Origin of the sequence: Sphingopyxis sp., assembly GCF_050725615.1 — a bacterium.
In the GTDB taxonomy this organism is placed as follows: domain Bacteria; phylum Pseudomonadota; class Alphaproteobacteria; order Sphingomonadales; family Sphingomonadaceae; genus Sphingopyxis.
Genome location: NZ_JBOHHU010000001.1, coordinates 49,791 through 69,655, shown reverse-complemented (window position 1 = coordinate 69,655; position 19,865 = coordinate 49,791). Strand labels below are relative to the sequence as shown.

The following is a 19,865-nucleotide window of genomic DNA, read 5'->3' as shown; positions in this document are numbered from 1 at the left end:
GGGCCGCTGTTATGATGCGCAATCGCGCGCTTTGCGCTGGACCAGCGGGCGTGTCCGCTGATACGGAGCGGTCCGGAACCTCTTTCATAGGGTAAAAATGACCAAATTCTCGACCTTGATCGGCCTGGTAACCGCCACGTCGCTGAGCGTTTCGCCGGTGCTGGCGCAGACCGTGCCCGATGGCGACGTGCCGACCACCAGCCTGAATATCCCGGGCAATGTCCAGATTTACGGCGATGGCAAAGCCAATGTCTATCGCCCGTCGGCGACGGTGAATGGCGAGATCATCACCGCGACCGACATCGAGCAGCGCATGGGGTTGATCCGCGTCGCGAACAACAATCTGGAACTGCCGCCCGAGGAATTGCAGCGGCTGCGCCAGCAGGTGTTCAGCAACCTGATCGACGAGAAATTGCAGATTCAGGAAGCCAAGGCCGCCGACATCACGATCGACGAGAATCTGATCAACGACCAGTTCGCGCGCCTCGCCGCCCGCTACAAACAGACCCCCGAGCAGTTCACCGCCTATCTGGCGTCGAAGGGATCGTCGGCGGGCGCGGTGAAGCAGCAGATCCGCGGCGAATATGCCTGGGATCGCCTGCTCGCACGCAATATCCAGTCGACGACCAACGTATCGACTGAAGAGGTCGAGGCGGTGGTCAAGCGGATGAACGACGCCAAGGGGCAGGACGAATTCCACCTCGCCGAAATCTATCTGACCGCGACCCCCGAGACGGTTCCGGCGGTTGCCGAGAACGCGCAGAAGATCGTCCAGGCGCTCCAGTCGGGCGGCAGCTTCGCCGCCTATGCGCGCCAGTTCTCGGAAGCCTCGACCGCCGTGGTCGGCGGCGACCTGGGCTGGGTCAAGGGCGGACAATTGCCCGATTCGATGGCCGACGCCGCGCGACAGATGCAGCCGGGCCAGCTCGTCGGGCCGATCGAGGTGCCGGGCGGGGTGTCGATCATGCTGATGGTCGACCGGCGCCAGGTGCTGACCGCCGATCCGCGCGATGCGGTGCTCAGCCTCAAACAGATTTCGCTCGACTTCCCGGCCGGCACGACGCCCGCCAGGGCATCCGAACTGGCCGGCCAATTTGCCGAAGCGACGCGCAGCATTGCCGGTTGCGGCGGCGCCGATGCCGTCGCCACCAGCCTGGGCGCCCAGGTCGTTGCGCGCGACGGCATCGCGATGCGCCAGTTGCCCGCGCCGCTGCAGGCGACCTTGATGGACCTGCAGGTCGGGCAGACCACCCAGCCGTTCGGCGCCGCGAACGAGGGCGTCAGCGTCCTCGTGCTGTGCGGCCGCGAACTGCCGAACACGGCGACCGCGCCGAACCTCGAGGAAATCGAGGGCCGGTTGCTCGAGGAAAAGGTCAACAAGCGCGCCCAGCGCTATCTGCGCGATTTGCGCCGGGACGCGGTGATCGACTTCAGCTGATGCCCGATACAAGCGCCCCGCGTCCGATCGCGGTCACCCTGGGTGACCCGGCCGGCGTCGGACCCGAAGTTGCCGCCCGCGCCTGGGCGGCGCGCAAGGATCATGCCCTGCCACCCTTTGTCGCGATCGGCGATATCGCGTCGATCGCTGCGGTGTGGCGCGGTCCGGTCGAGCGCGTCGGCGACATCGCCGAGGTGGCGCCGATATTCGACGACGCCCTGCCGGTCTGGCACCTCGAGGATAGCGGGCCCGTGGTTCCCGGATCGCCGAGCAAGGCGGGGGCGACCTGCGCGCTGCACGCGCTGGAGACCGGCATCGGGCTGACGCGCGGTCAGGCGACCGGCGCCCTCGTCACCGGACCGGTGTCGAAAGCGCAGCTTTACGGCATCGGCTATACGCATCCGGGGCAGACCGAATTCATCGCCGAACGCTGCGGCGTCACCGCAACCAATGCGGTGATGATGCTCGCGGGGCCGAAGCTGCGCGTCGTGCCGCTGACCGTGCATGTGCGGCTGGCCGACGTGCCCGAGCGGCTGACCAGCGAGCTGATCACGGCCAAGGGCCGCATCGTCGCTCGGTCGCTGAAGCGCGATTTCGGGATCGACAAGCCGCTGCTCGCGATCGCCGGGCTCAACCCGCACGCCGGCGAGAGCGGCGAGATGGGCGACGAGGAACTGCGCATCATCCGCCCCGCCGTCGAGCAATTGCTGGCCGACGGCATCGCCATCGAAGGGCCGCTCGCCGCCGACAGCCTGTTCGCGCCGCATGTGCGAACCCGCTATGACGCCTTGCTCTGCTGTTACCACGACCAGGCGCTGGCGCCGTTCAAGGCGCTGCATTTCGACGACGGCGTCAATCTGACGCTCGGCCTGCCGATCGTCCGCACCTCGGCCGACCATGGTACCGCGTTCAACATCGCCGGGACCGGCGCGGCCGACCCGGGGCCGACGATCGCGGCGATCCGCATGGCGGCGGCGCTGGCGACGATGCGCGAGCGCAACTGCGCACCGGCGGCGTGAAACCGGCGCCGACCCTGCCGCCGCTGCGCGAGACGGTGCGCGCGCACGGATTGCAGGCGAGCAAGGCGCTGGGGCAGAATTTCCTGTTCGACGAACAATTGCTCGACCGCATCGCGGCGTTGCCGGGCGACCTCGACGGCGCGACGGTGTTCGAGGTCGGCCCGGGTCCCGGCGGGCTGACGCGCGCGTTGCTGCGCGCGGGGGCGAAGGTGATCGCGGTCGAGCGCGACGACCGCTGCCTGCCCTTGCTCGGCGAACTCGGCGACGCGTTCGACGGCGCGCTGACGGTGATCGCCGATGATGCGATGGCGATCGACGCCGACGCGCTGGCGGGCAGGCCTTATCATATCGTCGCCAACCTGCCCTATAATGTCGGCACCGCGTTGTTCACGCGCTGGCTGGAGCCGGCGGAGTGGCCGCCGACATGGCTGTCGCTGACCCTGATGTTCCAGCAGGAGGTCGCCGAGCGCATCGTCGCCAAGGTCGATACCTCGGCCTATGGGCGGCTCGCCGTGCTCGCGCAGTGGCGTTCAACGCCTCGCATCGCGATGAAGGTCCACCGCTCGGCCTTCACCCCGCCGCCCAAGGTGATGTCGGCGATCGTCCATGTCGTACCGGCGGAGCAGCCCGAAGGGGTCAAGCCGGCGATCCTGTCGCGGCTGACCGCGCAAGGTTTCGGCCAGCGCCGCAAGATGCTGCGGCAGAGCCTGAAGGGCATGGCGGGCGCGATTGAGGCGCTCGAGGCGTGTGGGATCAAGGCGACACGGCGCGCCGAGACGGTCACGGTGGCGGAATGGGTCGAGCTGGCGCGGGTGCTCAGCAAATAAGCGCGTCGCCCCCGCGAAGGCGGGGGCCGCTACAGTTCTGTATCAACGCGGCTGCTTAAACCGACGGCGCCCCCCGCCTTCGCGGGGGCGACGGTTAATTCTGGCTGGTGGTGACCACGGTCTTCGGCACCAGCGCTTCGGCCGCGATCACGCGTTTCTCGGCGCTGCTTCCGATGGTCTTTTCGAGTGCCGCGACCTGCGGGCATTTCTCGGCGCAGATCCGTTTGGCTTCGGCGAGCTTTTCGCGCGCGAGTTCCAGCGCGCCCTTGTCGGCGAGCGCCTCGCCCTGCCCGGTCAGCGCGACGATGTCGGTCGGTTCGAGCAGCAGCGCCTCGCGATAGAGGCCGATCGCCTTGCCCGGCAGGCCCTGCGCGCGCGCGACCTGCGCCAGCGCGATGATCGCGCTGCGGTTGCGCGGATCGGCGGCGAGCGCCGATTCATAAAAGTCGGTGGCGGCGACGAGATCGCCCGAACGCTGTGCCTTCACACCCTCTTCCTGCAGTCCGATCGAGACCGGCAGAATGTCGTTGTCGGCACGCTGCGCGTCGGACGCCGTCGGCAGGCTGGCAAGGACAAGACCGGCGCTGATCGCCAGGAAACTGATGCGCATCGCATTCTCCCATCGCTTCATTGCCGGGGATGCTAACATGGCGACGTCAATCGGGCGAGGAAAAATCCGTCGCAGCCGTCATGGCCCGGAGTCAGCAGAAAACCGCGCCCCGCCGGGCGTCCGACGCCGTCGGGCAGGATGTCGGTGTCGGCGGTCCAGCCGGGATGACGGGTCAGAAATTCGTCCACCTGGGCGCGCCCCTCGCGTGCGATGATCGAGCAGACGGCATAGAGCAATTTGCCGCCGGGCGCCACCAGATCGGCGCCGAGTGCGAGCAGCTTCGTCTGGTCGGCGACATGGCGGTCGAGCCGTGCGGGGGTGGAGCGCCAGCGCAGTTCGGGGCTGCGGCGCCAGGTGCCGCTGCCCGAACAGGGGGCGTCGACGATGACGCGATCGGCCTTGCCCATGCGATCGGCGAGCATCGCGACTTCCTGCCCCGGATTGAGCAGCAGCGTTTCGATCTGCGTCGCCCCGGCGCGGTTGGCGCGCGGCGGCAGTTGCTGGAGCCGCGCGCGGTTGGTGTCGCAGGCGAGGATGGCGGCTTCGTCGTTGATCGCCGAGGCGATGGCGAGCGTCTTGCCGCCCGCGCCGGCGCACAGGTCGACGATGGTCTGCCCGGCCTCGGCGGCGAGCGCGACCGCCGCCAGCTGACTCGCGGCGTCCTGCACCTCGAACTGGCCCTCGGCATAGGCCGCATGCTGGACCGCAGCGGTTTCGCCGGGCAGGCGCCAGCCGTCGGCGAGGCCAGTGATCGCTTCGCCGTCGGGAAAGATCGTCGCGAGTTCGGCGCGGCTCGAGTGCAGCCGGTTGGCGCGCAGGTCGAGCGGGGCGCGCGCGAGCATCGCCGCGCATTCAGCCTTGCCGACCAGCGGGTCGAACAGCTTGAGCAGCGCAGGCGTGGCGAGCCCGGTTTCGGCGCGCGGTTCGTCGGCGGTGATGACGGCGGGCCCGTATGCGGCGCCGTCGAACAGCACGGCGAGTTCGGGGTCGGCGTCAGCGAGCGCGAGCATCGCGGCGCGGCCCGATACGGGCGCCGACCGCACATTGCGGATCGCATCGTAAACATGATTGCGGATCGCGCGGCGGTCCTTCGACCCCGCATAGCGGCGCGCGCGCATCGCCTCGGCAAAGATCGCGTCGGCGGGCGGTCCGCCATCACGCGCGGCGGCGGCGATGGTATCGAGGATTTCGATCGCGGTCTGGACGCGGGCGGCGGGGGTCATCGGCTTCGGCCTTCCTTGGGGTCTGACGACATCAGGTTTGACCGTAGCCTGAGCCTGTCGAAGGGCGCCTATCCGAGAAGCACCCTTCGACAGGCACAGGGTTACGGTGTTGTATTCCACTCCGCCCCGGTCATCGGGATTTCGGTCGTAAAATACTCAACCGACCGGATAATTCGGCGCCTCGCGGGTGATCGCGACGTCGTGGACATGGCTCTCGCGCAGACCGGCGCCCGTGATGCGGACGAATTTCGCGCGTTCGCGCAGGTCCTTGAGGGTGCGGCTGCCGGTATAGCCCATCGCCGCCTTCACCCCGCCGACAAGCTGGTGGATGACGTCCTTCGCCGGGCCCTTGAACGGGACCTGGCCCTCGATGCCTTCGGGAACCAGCTTCATCTGGTCCTTGATGTCCTGCTGGAAATAACGGTCAGCCGAGCCGCGCGCCATCGCGCCGACGCTGCCCATGCCGCGATAGCTTTTATAGGTGCGGCCCTGGAACAGGAAGGTCTCGCCTGGCGCCTCGGCGGTGCCCGCGAGGAGCGAGCCGACCATGACGCTCGACGCACCCGCCGCCAGCGCCTTGGCGAGGTCGCCCGAGGTGCGCAGACCGCCGTCGGCGATCACCGGCACGCCGAGCTTCGCCGCCGCCTCGACGCTGTCGAGGATCGCGGTGAGCTGGGGCACGCCGACGCCGGCGACGACGCGGGTGGTGCAGATCGAGCCCGGGCCGATGCCGACCTTGATGCCGTCGGCGCCGCAATCGATCAGCGCCTTGGTCGCGTCGCCGGTCGCGACATTGCCCGCGAGCACCTGAACGCGGTTCGACAGTTTCTTGATGCGCGCGACCGTTTCGCCGACGCCCTTGCTGTGGCCATGCGCGGTGTCGACGACGATCAGGTCGCATTCGGCCTCGAGCAAGGCCTCAGCGCGTTCGACGCCGCTGTCGCCGGTGTTGGTCGCCGCCGCGACGCGCAGGCGGCCACCGCCGTCCTTGGTCGCGTCGGGGAAATTGACCGCCTTTTCCATGTCCTTGACCGTGATCAGGCCGATGCAGCGATAATCATCGTCAACGACGAGCAATTTTTCGATGCGGCGCTGGTGGAGCAGTTTGCGCGCCTCGTCCTGCCCGACGCCGGGGCGGACGGTGGCGAGATTGTCGGCGGTCATCAGCTCGCGCACCGGCTGCCCCGGGTTGGCGGCGAAGCGCACGTCGCGGTGGGTCAGGATGCCGACCAGACGGCCGCCGGTCTCGACCACCGGGATGCCCGAGATTTTGTGCTGGTCCATCAGCGCGGTGGCGTAGGACAAAGGCGCGTCGGGGGTGATGGTGATCGGGTTGACGATCATGCCGCTTTCGAAGCGCTTGACCTGGCGTACGGCGGCGGCCTGTTCCTCGATCGTGAGGTTGCGGTGGAGGACGCCGATGCCGCCGATCTGCGCCATCAGGATCGCCATATCGGCCTCGGTCACCGTGTCCATCGCCGACGACAGGATCGGAATGTTGAGGCTGATCTCGCTGGTCAGCTGGGTCTGCAGATTGGCGTCGGAAGGCAGGATATCCGACGCGCCGGGCACCAGCAGCACGTCGTCGAAGGTCAGGCCGGTGATGATTTCCATGAAGGTGCCACTTTCTGCTCTTGGCGGCGCCCGCTCCCGCTTTTCGGGGCGGCACACGCGATTCGATTGGTGGCGGCCCATGTAACCAGTCGGCGCGGCGCGCGCCAGTGGGCGGCACGGGATTATTTCGCGGCGCAGCACGGCGGCGGTGCGGACCGGTATCGCGGAACGCCGAAGCGCTCGCGACACCGGTCCTGGATGCCGTGCTCAGCGGGCGAGCAACAGGATCGACGCCCCGATCAACAGCGTGAAGATCAATATGAACTTCACATAATCGGCAAGGCGCAAGGTCAGTGCCCCGCTATGCTCGGCGCGAAACGCCGCGATATTGTCGCGCAGCTCGCTGTTGCCGGTGACGAGGCCAACGTCGATGTGCCGCCCCTTCCGCAGGAAGGTCAGGGCTTCGTTCGCCTCTTCGGCCGAAATGGCGGGGTAGCGGCGGAAAATATCTTCCGCGCGCTCGGCCGGGGTCCGCGCAGCGGGCGCGGTTTCATTCTGGATCGTCATGGTTTTTCCAACATCTGGGTCCCCCGCAAGCGGAAGACCGGCAATCGTCGTGCCGCCAGGCGGCGGCGTCGGGATGGTCAGATGGCGATCGCGGGCGGCGCGCGCGCCGAGTAGGGCGCGACGGCGCCGCCGGATCGGCGCGGCTGCGGGCGCGGGGGTGCGGCGCGGTTTTCGGTGACGGCGACCGGCGCCGCGAACCGGATGACGGGCGGCAGGATTGCCGGATCGGGACCCGCCGCATCGCGGCGATCGACGCCGTCGAGACGGCCCGCAACGGTCAGTTTGACGGCGGCGCTGCGCAGAACATGCGGCGGCGCATCGTTCAGCGCGCGCCAAGTCGCCTGTTCGGCCCGGCCGCTCAGCGCCTCGATGCCGATCGTATCGCGCCCGACCGCGAGCGCGCCCATCGACACGACCGCCAGCCAGGCGAGCCAGGTACCGATGCGGCTGCGGCCGAGGGAATCGATCAGGATCATGCGGTTGGGGAGATAGGCTTTTGGGGGTGAACGGGGTCCGAACGCCCCTAGGGCTTGCGGCGGCCGGGGTAAAGCCGGGGCCCGACAATCGGAAGATAGTATAACAACTGAGGGTTGCGGAGCGAAGCCGTTCGGTGCATCGCCGCCGCGACGAACGGGATGATCGAATGAGCGATTACAGGCAGGCGCTGACCGCCGCACAAAATTATCGCGCCGCAGCGCAGGCCGCGCTCGGGGCGCGGCTGGACCATAGGCCGATCGATCGCGAACAGCGCGCGGCGCATGGTTTTGCGTGGATCGCCACGACGGTCGCCGCCCTCGACGCCACCCTCGACTGGTATGAGGCGGGCAGCCGCCAGCGCGCCGATGCGCTGGTAACCCACCTCGCGTTCGCCGAGGGGATCGCGCAGCTCGTCGGCGGCTTGCCGATGGGGCAGAACGAGATTTTCCGGCCCGCCGACCTGGGGCTGACCGACGCGGCGGCCCGGCTGGCGGAAGCTTGCGCGGCCTTGCTCGATAGCGATCAGGCGGCGAAGCGCGCCGAACTGGTCGCGCTGCTCGCCGATGGGCAGTGGCCGAGCGAGACGCTGCACGACGCCGACCTCGATGCGATCCGCGACCAATATCGGCGCTTTACCGATGCCGAGATCCTCCCGCACGCGCATGGCTGGCACCTTGCCAATGCGCTGATCCCCGATGCGACAGTGGCCGCGATGGCCGAGCTCGGGACGTTCGGCATCTGCATTCCCGAGGAATTTGGCGGGCTCGGCCTCGGCAAGCTGGTGATGTGCATCGTCACCGAGGAATTGTCGCGTGGCTGGATCGGCACCGGGTCGCTCGGCACACGATCGGAAATCGCCGGCGAGTTGATCGTGCTCGGCGGCACCGAGGCGCAAAAGGCCGACTGGCTGCCACGCATCGCGAGCGGCGAGGTCTTGCCGACGGCGGTGTTCACCGAACCCGATGTCGGTTCCGATCTCGGTTCGCTCCAGACGCGGGCGAAGCAGAATCCCGACGGCGACTGGGTCATCGACGGCGCGAAGAGCTGGATCACCCATGCCGCGCGATCGGACCTGATGACGTTGCTCGCGCGCACCCTGCCCGATGCCAAAGGCTATGCCGGGCTGTCCATGCTGCTCGTCCCCAAGCCACGCGGCAGCGAGGAGGTCCCCTTCCCCGCCACCGGCATGACCGGCAGCGAGATCGAGGTGCTCGGTTATCGCGGGATGCGCGAATATGCGTTGCAATTCGACGCGATGCACGCCCCCGCCGACGCGCTGCTCGGCGGCGAGGAGGGCCAAGGCTTCAAGCAGTTGATGCGCACCTTCGAGGGCGCGCGCATCCAGACCGCCGCGCGCGCGGTCGGGGTCGCGCGGCGCGCGCTCGAACTCGGGCTCGACTATGCGACGACCCGCAAGCAGTTCGGCCAGCCGATCATCCATTTTCCGCGCGTGTCGGACAAGCTGGCGATGAGCCTCGTCGATTTCGTCACCGCGCGCGAGCTCTCCTACGCCGCCGCACGCGCGAAGGACGGCGGCAAGCGCTGCGATATCGAGGCGGGCATGGCGAAATTGCTCGGCGCGCGCGCGGCCTGGTCGAACGCCGACGCCAGCCTGCAGATCCACGGCGGCAACGGCTATGCCATGGAATATGAGATCAGCCGCGTGCTGTGCGACGCGCGCATCCTCAACATCTTCGAGGGTGCGGCCGAAATCCAGGCGCAGGTGATCGCGCGCGGCCTCGTCGGGGGCCGCAACTGATGGCGGACGGCAGCGAGCCTCGTCCCGCTCCCGTCTCGCCGCTCGCGCCCTTTCAATTCCCCGCCTTCCGCGCGATCTGGATCGCCAATCTCGCGTCGAACATGGGGTCGATGATCCAGTCGGTCGGCGCCGCCTGGCTGATGACCGAGCTGACGCAGTCGCATTTGCTGATCGCGCTGGTCAATGCCGGGGCGACGATCCCGATCCTGCTGCTCGGCGTGTTCGCGGGGGCCATCGCCGACAATTATGACCGGCGGCGGGTGATGCTGTGGGCGCAGATCGCGATGCTGATCGCGTCGGCGGCGCTCGCGTTCGTGACCTTTATCGGCGCGATCGGGCCGCTGTCCTTGCTCGCCTTCACGCTCGCGGTCGGCTGCGGCACCGCGGTCAATTCGCCGGCCTGGCAGGCGTCGGTGCGCCAGCAGGTCGGCCACGCGCATCTGCCGCAGGCGATCGCGCTCAACAGCATCGCTTTCAACCTCGCGCGCAGCGTCGGGCCGGCGCTGGGGGGCCTGCTGATCTCGCTGACCGGCCCGGCGCCCGCCTTCGCGCTCAACACCTTGAGCTATCTCGCGCTGATCATCGTGCTGCTGCGCTGGAAGCCCGAAACCGAACCGCCGCAGCGCAGCCCGATGCTCGCCGCGATCGCGACAGGCTTGCGATTCTGTGCCCAGTCGGACCCGGTGCGCCGGGTGCTGATGCGCGGCTTTTCCTTCGGTTTCGGCGCGGCGGCCTTTCAGGCGCTGCTCCCCTCGCTCGTCCGCGATCAGCTGAGGGGCGGCGAACTCGACTACGGGCTGTGCCTCGGCGCCTTCGGGCTCGGCTCGATCATCTGTGCCTTGTGGGTCGGGGCGGTACGGCGGCGCTGGGGCAGCGAGACCGTCGTCAGCGTCGCGACGCTGACCTTTGCGGCGGCGCTGGTCCCCGTCGCGCTGACCGACCAGCTCGTCGCGGTGCTCGCGGCGGCGTTCGTCGCCGGGATGGCGTGGGTCGGCACCTTGACCTCGCTCAACGTCGCGATGCAATTGCGCTCGCCCGACGCGATCCTCGGCCGCTGCCTGTCGATCTATCAGGCGGTGACCTTCGGCGCGCTGGCGCTCGGCGCCTGGGTCTTCGGGATGATCGCCGACCTGTGGACGCTGCCCGCAGCCGTGCTGGCCGGCGGCGGCTGGCTGGCGCTGTCGGTGCCGATCCTCCACGCCATCGCCCCGATGCCCGGCCGCGACGAAGGGCGAATTTCACCGTAGCTCCCCTCCCTGAAGAAGGGAGGGGAAATTACGCCTGCGCGTTTTTCCAGTCGCGCTTGATCTTCTTGGCGAGGCTCCATTTGTGGACCTCGGTCGGACCGTCATAGATGCGGAAGGCGCGGATTTCGCGGAACACCTGTTCGACGATCGTCTTGTCGGTCACCCCGGTGCCGCCCATCACCTGAACGCAGCGGTCGGCGATGCGCATCAAGGCTTCGGACACCGCGACCTTCGCCATCGAGCTTTCGGCAGTGCCGAGGTCGCCGGTGTCGAGCACCTCGGCGCACCAGCGGATCATCAGCTCGGCCTGTTTCAGGTCGATCAGATTCTCGGCGAGCATGAAGCCGACGCCCTCATGGTCGATCAGCGGCTTGCCGAAGGCGGTGCGGCGATTGGCATAGTCGGTCGCGATCTCGTGCGCGCGTTCGCACGCGCCGTGCCAGCGCATGCAGTGCGACAGGCGCGCCGGCGACAGGCGGATCTGGGCATATTTGAATCCCTCGCCCGCGTCGCCCAGCATCTGGTCGGCGGGGACGCGGAGATTGTCGATGATCACGGTGGCATGGCCGCCGGGCATCGAGCTGTCGATCGTGTTCGGTACATGCTCGATGCGGATCGCCGGGTCGGGCATGTCGACGAGGAACATGCACGCGCCGCCGCCCGCGACGACATCCTCGGCCTTCGCCATCACGATGCCGACCTTCGCGCCGTCGGCGCCGGTGATGAAGCATTTGCGGCCGTTGATGACCCAGTGGTTGCCGTCGAGGCGGCAGGTCGTCTTCATCATCGACGGGTCGGAGCCCGCCCCGCCCTCTTCGGCGGGTTCGGTCATAAAGAAGGCCGAGCGCGCATGACCCTCGACCAGCGGCTTCAGGAAACGCTCTTTCAGTTCGGGGCTGCCGACCTTGCCGAGCAGATACATATTGCCTTCGTCGGGCGCGGCGGTGTTGCACGCAAGCGGGCCGAGCGGCGACAGGCCGGATTTCTGGAGGACATAGGCGGTCTCGACCTGCGTCAGATGGTCGCCATCGCCCAGGATATGCGGGGAAAGGACGCCGGCGGCGCGCGCCTTGGCCTTGAGTTCGTCGACGAGCTCGTCGGTCGGGGCGCCGTGATGGTCGCGGCGCGGGTCGCTTTCATATGGTGCGACGATGGTGCGGACGAAGGTTTCGACGCGGGCGCCGATATCGAGGGCACGCGGCGAAACACTCGCGGCGGCGGCTGGCTGGCTCATTTCCTGGCTCCCCATATAGTCGGGGCCCCGTTGGATCATTTGCGCGGGCGGGGCAAGCGCTTCGCGGGTCCATTGACGGAAAACAGTGAACGCCCCGGCCGTGGGGGGCCGGGGCGTTCGATCAGGCTAATTAAGGGACCAACCAAATATAGCCTGAATTTCTGTCCTGCGGACTTAGCGCAGCAGGTTCATCACGCCCTGCTGGCTCTGGTTCGCCTGGGCGAGCATCGCGGTCGATGCCTGGGCCAGGATGCCGGCCGCCGCGAGCTTCGTCGATTCCGCCGAAAAGTCGGTGTCTTCGATGCGCGACTTCGAGTCCGCCAGATTCACGACGGTCGACGTCAAATTGTCGACAGTGGCTTCGAGGCGGTTCTGCTGGGCACCCAGGTTGGCGCGTTCGGTGGCGACCGTCTGGATCGCGGTGTCGAGCGTGGCGAGCGCGCCCGACGCACCGGCAGCGGTCGAGAAGTCGAGAGCATCGACGCCCAGGCCAGCCGACTGCATGTCGGCGATGGTGATGTTCACGACTTCGCCGTCGTTGATGCCGGTCTGGATGTCGAGAGCAGCGGTGCCATCGAGCAGCGCGGTGCCGTTAAAGGTGGTGCGCGTCGCAACATCGTCGATCTGGGCGATCAGCGCGGTGACTTCGGTCTGGATCGCTTCGCGGTCGTCGTCGCCCAGCGTGCCGGTCGAGGCCTGAACAGCCAGTTCACGCATACGGACGAGCATGTTCGAAATGCCGCCCATCGCGCCTTCGGCGGTCTGCGACAGCGAGATACCGTCGTTCGAGTTGCGGATGGCCTGGTTCAGACCGCGGACATTGGCGTCCATGCGGGTCGCAATCGCGAGACCGGCGGCGTCGTCCTTGGCGCTGTTGATGCGCTTGCCGCTCGACAGGCGTTCCATCGCCTCCGACTGCATGCGACCCGCAACACGCGAGTTGTTCTGGGCGCGGAGCGCGCTCACGTTGGTGTTGATAACAGTCATATGTTCCCTTTCCGGCCCCCCAAGGGCCATTCCCGTGGTGTGCGGCTCGGCGAGCTTCACGATTGCAGTAACGGCGGGCGGCGGCGGGGGTTAAGCGCGGCGCGTCAAAAAAACGCCGGAAGCGGTTAACCGCGCGCTTATCGTGCAATCAATCCCTTGTTTTCCTTATGATAAAATTATTGGCACGCGCTTTGCATTACTCTTGGCGTGCGGCGCGATGCCGCCTCGAGGACGGATGATTATGAGCACGATTGACCCGAGCCGGCTGCTGCAGATGCGCAGTTCGATCCTCAATCAGAACCAGGCGCTGCAACGCGCCGCGGGCCGTGGCGCGGCCGGCGGCGTCGAGGGCGGCAACGAAACCGCCGATTTCGGATCGGCGATCTCGGCTGCGCTGCAACAGGTCAACGCCCAGCAGGCGAAGGCCAGCGACCTCAGCGAAGCCTATGAGCGCGGCGACACCCACGACATCGTCAGCGTGATGATCGAGCGGCAGAAAGCCTCGCTCGGTTTCGAGACGACGTTGCAGGTCCGCAACAAGCTGCTCTCCGCCTACCGCGACATTATGAACATGCCGGTTTGATCCGATGGCCGACGCTCAGATGCTCACCCCCGTCGACGATGGCAGCGCGAACCGCCTGCCCGTCCCCGTCATGGGCGGCCGCCTGGCCCCCGTGCAGCAGTTCATCCGCCAGCCCGCCGTCCAGCGCGCGCTGCCCGCGATCGCCACCACCGCCGCGATCGGCATCGCCGCACTCGCCTATTTCGCGACCGCCGCGTCGCCGCAGACGCAGCTGTTCGCCGGCCTCGCCGACGCCGACAAGTCGGCGGTCGCCGACGCGCTGACCGCACAGGGCATCGCGCACACGATCGACCCGACCACCGGCGCGCTGACCGTCGACGCCGACAAACTCCACGCCGCGCGCATCGCGCTCGCCGGCCAGGGCCTGCCCAAGGCATCGGCCGACGGCAGCGAGATGATCGGCGCGCTGCCGATGGGCGCGAGCCGCGCGATCGAAGGCGAAACGCTGCGCGGCGCCCGCGAAGCCGACCTCGCCCGCACGATCGAGGCGATCGACGCGGTCAAGGGCGCGCGTGTCCATATCGCCGCCGCCGAACCCAGCCTGTTCGTCCGCGAGGACAAGCCCGCGACCGCATCGGTGATGCTGACGCTGCAGAACGGCCGCACGCTGTCCGATGGCCAGGTGCAGGCGATCCGTTTCCTCGTCGCCTCGTCGGTGCCGGGCATGAACGCCGACCAGGTGTCGGTGATCGACCAGCGCGGCGCGCTCCTCTCCGACAGCGCGACGTCGAGCGACATGCAGGCGTTCCAGCTCCAGACCCAGATCGAGGACCGCTTCCGCCGTGCCCTCGACAGCCTGCTCGGCCCGATGCTGGGCGCCGGCAATTACAGCGTCGAAGTCCACGCCGACGTCGACATGTCCGAAAGCCAGGCGACGCGCGAAAGCTTTCCCGAGAACGACCGCGCGCTACGCAGCGAACAGGTGACGCGTTCGGTCAGCGGTCAGGGCAATGCCCCCGCGATCGGCATCCCCGGCGCGCTGTCGAACCAGCCGCCGCCGGCCTCGACGCTCAACCAGACGCCGACCGGCACCGCGCCGGGCGCCGCGACGACCGAAACGCAGAGCAACGAAAATGCCCAGCGCGCCTATGAAGTCGGGCGCGAGATTTCGGTGACGCACCGCCCGCAGGGCCAGCTGCGCCGCGTATCGGTCGCGGTCGCGCTCAACCAGGGCAGCAAGGCGCTCGGCCAGGGCGAACTCGCCAAGATCGACCGGCTGGTCAAGGGCGCAGTCGGCTTCGACGCCGCGCGCGGCGACCAGGTCGCGATCGGCCAGCGTCCCTTCGCCAAGATCGAAGACGCATCGCCCGCCTTTTACGAGCAGGGCTGGTTCCTGCCGCTGATCAAGCAGGTCGGGGCGGTGCTCGCCGCCCTCCTCGCCTTTTTCTTCATCGGCCGCCCGCTGATCCGCTCCGCCAAGGCCAAAGCCGCCGCGCGCGCCGAACGCGACGCCGCGCTCGAGGAAACGCTGATGGCGAACGCCGGGTCGCAGCCCGCGCTCGGTTCGCGCGGCGCGGGACGCGAAATCACGCTCGAGATGATCGAGGCGGCGCCGAGCTATGAAGCGCGCGCCAACCTGGTCCGCGCCTTCGTCCGCCAGGATTCGGCGCGCGCCGCGATCGTCGTGCGCCAGCTGATGCAGGAGGGCGCGCGTGGCTGATCTCGACACCGAACTCGGCACCCCGCCCGCCAAGGCCCCGGTCGAGGGATCGGCGGCCGCCGCGATCCTGCTGATGCTGCTCGACGAAAGCGAAGCCGCGACGATCCTGAAGCATCTCGACCCCGATGAAGTGCGCCAGCTCGCCAAGGGCATGTTCGACGCCGCGAGCGCGACCGAAGGCCAGATCGAGCAGGCGCTCGACCGCTTCGTGACGCGCAGCCGCTCGGTCAGCGCCTTCAGCATCGGCGCCGATACGCGCATCCGTACCGTCATCAACCAGGCGGTGGGCAATGTCCGCGCCGACAATATCCTCGCCGCCGTCGCGCCGCAGTCGAGCGCCGCGTCGCTCGAAATGCTGCGCTGGATGGACCTTGACGCGATCAGTGGTCTGCTCGCCAGCGAACATCCGCAGGTCGGCGCGCTGATCCTGTCGGTGCTGGTCCCCGACATCGCTGCCCGCGCGATCGAAACGCTCGACGAAGGGCTGCAGGCCGATCTCGTCCTGCGCGCCGCGCAGCTGACCTCGGTTCCCGCCGCCGCGATCGAGGATCTGGAATCGGTGCTCGCCTCCGCCAACATAGGCGGCCAGCGCGTCGCCAAGCAGCCGATCGGCGGCCCGAGCGACGTCGCCAAGATTATGAAGAAAATGCCGAAGTCGCTGAGCGAGCGGACGATCCGCGCGCTCAAGAAGGCCGACCGCCAGCTTGCCCAGACGATCGAGGAAGAGATGTTCATCTTCGAAAATCTGCGCGACCTCGACATGAAGAGCCTCGGCACGATCCTGCGCGGCGTCGATGCGTCGCAGCTCGCGATCGCGCTCAAGGGCGCCGACGACGACATGGTCGACCTCTGCCTGTCGACGATGTCGCAGCGCGCGTCGGAAACGATCCGCGACGACATGGCCGAAATGACGATGGTCAAGCGCACCGACGTCGACGACGCGCAAAAGAGCATCATGCAGATCGTGCGCCAGATGGCGGCCTCGGGCGAAATCATGATCGCGGGCGCGGGCGACGATTATGTCTGATCCCCGCTTCGCCCCGACCCCGCTGGCGATCGCGATGGCCAGGGACAACGGCTTTCGCCCGACCTCCTTCGATCCCGTCGTGCGCGCCCGCGCGGTCGTCGCCGACGCGCCGGTCGCGGTCGAACCGGGCGAAGACCTGTTCGCCAAGGGCCTCGCCGAAGGCCAGCGTCTCGCCGAAGCCGGCTTTGCCGCCGAGCGCGAGCAGCTCTTGTCGCTGATCGCCGGGACCGAAGCGCTGCACGACGAACCGAGCGAAGAACTGGCGCAGATGATCGCCGAAACCGTCGAGCGACTGGTGCGCCAGATCGTCGCCGAGGCGCCGATCGACGCCGACTGGTTGAAAGGCCAGGCCGAAGCCGCCGCCGCGCTCGTCGCCGAATGCGACAAGGCGCGCACGCTGTGGGTGCATCCGCAGGACGCCGCGCTGTTGATGGATTGCGCGCTGACGCTGCCGGTCGAGGCCGATCCGGCGATGGTGCGCGGCACCGTGCGCGTCGAAACCTCGGCCGGCTGGATCGAGCATGGCCGCGCCGTCTATCTGGGCGAACTCCGCGCCGCCCTGGGCGGCGAAGGCGGCGTGGCATGACGCGCCGCATGGCCATGACCGCGCAGCAACTGCTGGCGCCCGTCGATCTCGCCAAGGCCAGCCCGCGCCGCATCGGGACGCTGGTCGCGCACGAAGGCATCATGCTCGAAGTGTCGGGTTTCCCGCAGCCTTTGGGCAGCAATGTCCGCATCAAATCGGCCGACAACGACTATGTCTATGGCGAAGTCGTCGGCTTTCGCGGCCACCGCAGCCTCGTTCTCCCCTTCGACATGAACAAGCCGCTGGTCACCGGCGCGCCGGTCGAACCGCATGGCGCGTCGTCGATGGTCCCCGTCGGCAAAGCTTTGCTCGGCCGGATCATGGACGCGCAGGGCAACCCGCTCGACGGCCGACCGCCGGTCAAGTCGCAATTCCTGTGGCCGCTCGCCGGGCGCAAGGTCAATCCGCTGCGCCGCGGCCGCGTGACCAGGGCGCTCAACATGGGCGTGCGCGCGATCAACGGCCTGCTCACCGTCGGCGAAGGCCAGCGCGTCGCGATCATCGCGGGCTCGGGCGTCGGCAAGTCGGTGCTGATGGGTCAGATGATCGCCGGCACCGAATGCGACGTGATCGTCGTCGGCCTGATCGGTGAGCGCAGCCGCGAAGTCAGCGACTTCGTCGAGACCAAGCTGCCCCCCGAGGTTCGCAAGAAATCGGTCGTGGTTGCAGTTCCCGCCGATCACCCGCCTTTGCTGCGCCTGCGCGCCGCGATGCGCGCGACCGCAATCGCCGAGGCTTTTCGCGACGAGGGCAAGAAGGTGCTGCTGTTGATCGACAGCCTGACCCGCGTCGCGCATGCGCAGCGCGAGATCGGGCTGACGCTGGGCGAACCGCCGACGATGAAGGGCTATCCGCCCTCGGTCTTCGCGCTGATCCCGTCGCTCTGCGAACGCGCCGGCATCGACCGCGAAACCGGCGGCTCGGTCACCGCGCTCTACACCGTGCTCGCCGACGGCGGCGACATCGACGATCCCGTCGTCGACAGCGCCCGCGCGATCGTCGACGGCCATATCATCCTGTCGCGCACCATGGCCGAACAGGGCGTCTATCCCGCGATCGACGTCGCCCGCTCGCTGTCGCGCACCATGGCCGATTCGGTCGATCCCGAGCATGCCGCCGCCGCCGCGCGCTTTCGCCAGCTGTGGTCGGCCTATGAAGAGAATCGCGATCTGATGCTGATGGGCGCCTACGTCGCCGGCGGCGATCCGGTGCTCGACGAAGCCATCGCCCGCCGCGCCGACCAGCTCGCCTATGTGGCGCAGCCGGCCAAGGCCCAGGTCGATTTCACAACCTCCCGCCAGTCACTCGTTGAAGGATATATTGCATGACCTCTCGCACCGCGCGTCGCAAACGGATCATCCGCGTTCGCGGCGTCGAGCATCAGATGGCCGAAGCCAATCTGGCGCGGGCCACCAACGAACTGGCGAATCTGGTCGAGCTGTCGAAGCGGCTCGAAACGCTGCGCAGCGACCTCGCGATGGCGAAGGGCGCGGTGGCCGGCCGGTCGCTCAACACGATCGGCGAACTCGGCCTGCGGCTCGACATGGCGAAGGAAAATCTCGCCGCGCCGATGAGCCATGCGAGCGCCCGCCGCGACCAGATGGGCGCGCTGGCCCAGCGCGCGATGGTCAAGGAAGAATCGGCCGTCCGCCTTTACGAAAGCAGCCGCAAATCGGCCGAGCAGGAAAGCGAGCGCCGCGCCGACGCCAACCGCCCGTTCCGCGTGCGCGGCGGTATGCGGCTGCGCCTGATCGACGGGGGCGTCGCATGATGGGCGCTCTGCCGCAGACTTTGACGGCCCCGCTTCCCTCGCTGCTCGCGACGCTCAACCCGGCGCAGTCGGGCGAAGCCGGCGACGCAGGCGGGTTCGACCAGCTTGTCGCGCAGCAGGCACGCGGCGCGGTTCCCGTCGCTGCGCCGGTTGCGACGCCGGTCGTGCCAGCCGCGACCCAGCCGAACGCGCCGGCAGTCGCCCTGCCGATCGACACCGCCGTCGCGACGCCCGCGACCGCGATATCGACCCCTCTCCAGCCCGCGCCGGCCATCGCGCAGCAGGACGCCGCGCCGAGTCAGGCTCTGCCGGTCCGGATGCCGAAAGTCACCGCGCCGTCGCAGGATGCCGCGATCATCGAGGAAGCGACCGCCGAAACGCCCGCCCCGGCGAAGGCCGCCGCCGCATCGACCGACAAGGCCATCGTCGCCGCAAACGAATTGCTCGCCACGCTGGCGCAATTCCCGGCCCCGGGGATCAAGCCCGCTCCCGCCAAGCCGACTGTCGCGGCTCCCGCGACCGAAAGCGAAACGGCAAGCAACGGCGAAGCCCCGATCAGCGCCGAAAACGCACCGACGCTGGCGTGGCTGGCCCCGACCGTCGCGCCCGCCGAAACGCGCGGCAGCGCCAGGCCCGCAGCAGAAGCCGCGCCGGCATCCAGGCCGCGCCGCGACGAGGCGCCCGCGCTGGCAGCCGCCGCACCGAAGACCCGCGACGCCGCTCCGCTGCCGCTGCCCACGCTCGCAGCCCTCGAACCGCAGGCCGCCAAGCCCGCTGCCGAGCCGTCGATGACGATCCTCTTCGCCCAGCCTGCCGCGCAGGTCGGCGCGATGACCGAGGCCGCCAAACCCGTGCTCGTTGCCGAGCGCATCCTCGACCTGACGAGCGACGATGCCTGGATCGACCAGCTCGCGTCGGACATCGCCGCGACCAAGTCGGCGTCGAACGAGGTCAGCTTTCGCCTGATGCCGCGCCATCTCGGCCGTCTCGACGTGTCGATGATGATGGGCGACGACGGCGTGTCGCTGAAGCTCGACACCCAGCATGAGGCGACCGCGACGATCGTCACTGCGGCGCAGGTCCGCCTCGTCGATGATCTCCGCCAACAGGGCGTGCGCGTTGCCGATACGCAAGTGACCCACAGCCCGACCGACGCCGGCCGCCAGTCGCAGCAGGGTCAGGGCCGCAGCCCGGCGCCCGACGCGACCCACCTGATCGAAACCGCCACCGAGCGCGATCCGCGCGACACCCATGACCAAGAGCGCGCCGGCGACCGCCGCGGCCGCTTTGCCTGAC

The 19,865-nt window shown here is 68.4% G+C and carries 19 protein-coding genes; 12 read left to right on the top strand and 7 right to left on the bottom strand.

The window, feature by feature from the left end; all coding sequences use genetic code 11:
• The first annotated feature begins 97 nt into the window (after positions 1–97).
• From ACREB7_RS00355 to rsmA, 3 genes are read left to right on the top strand one after another with little or no spacing between them, the layout of a single operon-like run.
• Positions 98–1,438 (top strand): peptidylprolyl isomerase, encoded by a 1,341-nt coding sequence (locus tag ACREB7_RS00355; protein WP_431590317.1) that lies wholly within the window; start codon positions 98–100, stop codon positions 1,436–1,438.
• Complete coding sequence (gene pdxA, locus ACREB7_RS00350) at positions 1,438–2,457, top strand: 4-hydroxythreonine-4-phosphate dehydrogenase PdxA (RefSeq protein ID WP_431590316.1); 1,020 nt, start codon at positions 1,438–1,440, stop codon at positions 2,455–2,457. Before ACREB7_RS00355 ends, pdxA begins: the two co-directional genes overlap by 1 nt.
• A complete protein-coding gene (gene rsmA, locus ACREB7_RS00345; protein ID WP_431590315.1) occupies positions 2,454–3,284 on the top strand; it encodes a 16S rRNA (adenine(1518)-N(6)/adenine(1519)-N(6))-dimethyltransferase RsmA in 831 nt (276 codons plus the stop codon). Before pdxA ends, rsmA begins: the two co-directional genes overlap by 4 nt.
• Before the next feature lie 94 nt (positions 3,285–3,378).
• Here rsmA and ACREB7_RS00340 read toward each other — a convergent pair whose 3' ends face one another.
• From ACREB7_RS00340 to ACREB7_RS00320, 5 genes are all read right to left on the bottom strand, one after another.
• On the bottom strand, positions 3,379–3,894 hold the full coding sequence (locus ACREB7_RS00340; protein WP_431590314.1) for a hypothetical protein: 516 nt from the start codon (positions 3,892–3,894) through the stop codon (positions 3,379–3,381).
• A 32-nt stretch (positions 3,895–3,926) separates the two neighbouring features.
• Complete coding sequence (locus tag ACREB7_RS00335) at positions 3,927–5,117, bottom strand: RsmB/NOP family class I SAM-dependent RNA methyltransferase (protein WP_431590313.1); 1,191 nt, start codon at positions 5,115–5,117, stop codon at positions 3,927–3,929.
• A gap of 156 nt (positions 5,118–5,273) precedes the next feature.
• Positions 5,274–6,731, bottom strand: a complete 1,458-nt coding sequence (guaB, locus tag ACREB7_RS00330) for an IMP dehydrogenase (RefSeq protein WP_431590312.1) — start codon at positions 6,729–6,731, stop codon at positions 5,274–5,276.
• A gap of 207 nt (positions 6,732–6,938) precedes the next feature.
• A complete protein-coding gene (locus tag ACREB7_RS00325) occupies positions 6,939–7,238 on the bottom strand; it encodes a hypothetical protein (protein WP_431590311.1) in 300 nt (99 codons plus the stop codon).
• Between the two features lie 77 nt (positions 7,239–7,315).
• Complete coding sequence (locus ACREB7_RS00320) at positions 7,316–7,714, bottom strand: hypothetical protein (protein ID WP_431590310.1); 399 nt, start codon at positions 7,712–7,714, stop codon at positions 7,316–7,318.
• Between the two features lie 167 nt (positions 7,715–7,881).
• Here ACREB7_RS00320 and ACREB7_RS00315 point away from each other — a divergent pair, with 167 nt between their 5' ends.
• Together ACREB7_RS00315 and ACREB7_RS00310 are read left to right on the top strand one after the other, a co-directional pair.
• Entirely contained in the window at positions 7,882–9,474 is a 1,593-nt protein-coding gene (locus tag ACREB7_RS00315) for an acyl-CoA dehydrogenase family protein (protein WP_431590309.1), read from the top strand.
• Positions 9,474–10,721, top strand: coding sequence for an MFS transporter (locus ACREB7_RS00310; RefSeq protein WP_431590308.1), 1,248 nt, complete (start codon positions 9,474–9,476; stop codon positions 10,719–10,721). Before ACREB7_RS00315 ends, ACREB7_RS00310 begins: the two co-directional genes overlap by 1 nt.
• A gap of 28 nt (positions 10,722–10,749) precedes the next feature.
• Here the strand turns inward: ACREB7_RS00310 and ACREB7_RS00305 are convergent, their stop codons facing one another.
• Both ACREB7_RS00305 and ACREB7_RS00300 read right to left on the bottom strand, forming a co-directional pair.
• Complete coding sequence (locus tag ACREB7_RS00305) at positions 10,750–11,955, bottom strand: acyl-CoA dehydrogenase family protein (RefSeq protein WP_431590307.1); 1,206 nt, start codon at positions 11,953–11,955, stop codon at positions 10,750–10,752.
• A 174-nt stretch (positions 11,956–12,129) separates the two neighbouring features.
• Positions 12,130–12,942 carry a flagellin gene (locus tag ACREB7_RS00300; RefSeq protein ID WP_431590306.1) on the bottom strand — a complete coding sequence of 271 codons (813 nt, stop codon included), beginning with the start codon at positions 12,940–12,942 and terminating at the stop codon, positions 12,130–12,132.
• 241 nt (positions 12,943–13,183) lie between these two features.
• Here ACREB7_RS00300 and fliE point away from each other — a divergent pair, with 241 nt between their 5' ends.
• From fliE to ACREB7_RS00265, 7 genes are read left to right on the top strand one after another with little or no spacing between them, the layout of a single operon-like run.
• The gene (gene fliE / locus ACREB7_RS00295) at positions 13,184–13,525 is read left to right on the top strand and encodes a flagellar hook-basal body complex protein FliE (protein WP_431590305.1); all 342 of its coding nucleotides are present in this window, start codon (positions 13,184–13,186) and stop codon (positions 13,523–13,525) included.
• 4 nt (positions 13,526–13,529) lie between these two features.
• Complete coding sequence (fliF, locus tag ACREB7_RS00290; RefSeq protein ID WP_431590304.1) at positions 13,530–15,185, top strand: flagellar basal-body MS-ring/collar protein FliF; 1,656 nt, start codon at positions 13,530–13,532, stop codon at positions 15,183–15,185.
• On the top strand, positions 15,178–16,212 hold the full coding sequence (fliG, locus tag ACREB7_RS00285) for a flagellar motor switch protein FliG (protein ID WP_431590303.1): 1,035 nt from the start codon (positions 15,178–15,180) through the stop codon (positions 16,210–16,212). Before fliF ends, fliG begins: the two co-directional genes overlap by 8 nt.
• On the top strand, positions 16,205–16,798 hold the full coding sequence (locus tag ACREB7_RS00280) for a FliH/SctL family protein (RefSeq protein ID WP_431590302.1): 594 nt from the start codon (positions 16,205–16,207) through the stop codon (positions 16,796–16,798). The genes fliG and ACREB7_RS00280 overlap by 8 nt, the downstream gene beginning before the upstream one ends.
• On the top strand, positions 16,795–18,126 hold the full coding sequence (locus ACREB7_RS00275) for a FliI/YscN family ATPase (protein ID WP_431590301.1): 1,332 nt from the start codon (positions 16,795–16,797) through the stop codon (positions 18,124–18,126). Before ACREB7_RS00280 ends, ACREB7_RS00275 begins: the two co-directional genes overlap by 4 nt.
• Positions 18,123–18,569, top strand: a complete 447-nt coding sequence (locus tag ACREB7_RS00270; RefSeq protein WP_431590300.1) for a hypothetical protein — start codon at positions 18,123–18,125, stop codon at positions 18,567–18,569. The genes ACREB7_RS00275 and ACREB7_RS00270 overlap by 4 nt, the downstream gene beginning before the upstream one ends.
• Entirely contained in the window at positions 18,566–19,864 is a 1,299-nt protein-coding gene (locus tag ACREB7_RS00265) for a flagellar hook-length control protein FliK (RefSeq protein WP_431590299.1), read from the top strand. Before ACREB7_RS00270 ends, ACREB7_RS00265 begins: the two co-directional genes overlap by 4 nt.
• Position 19,865 lies beyond the last annotated feature (1 nt).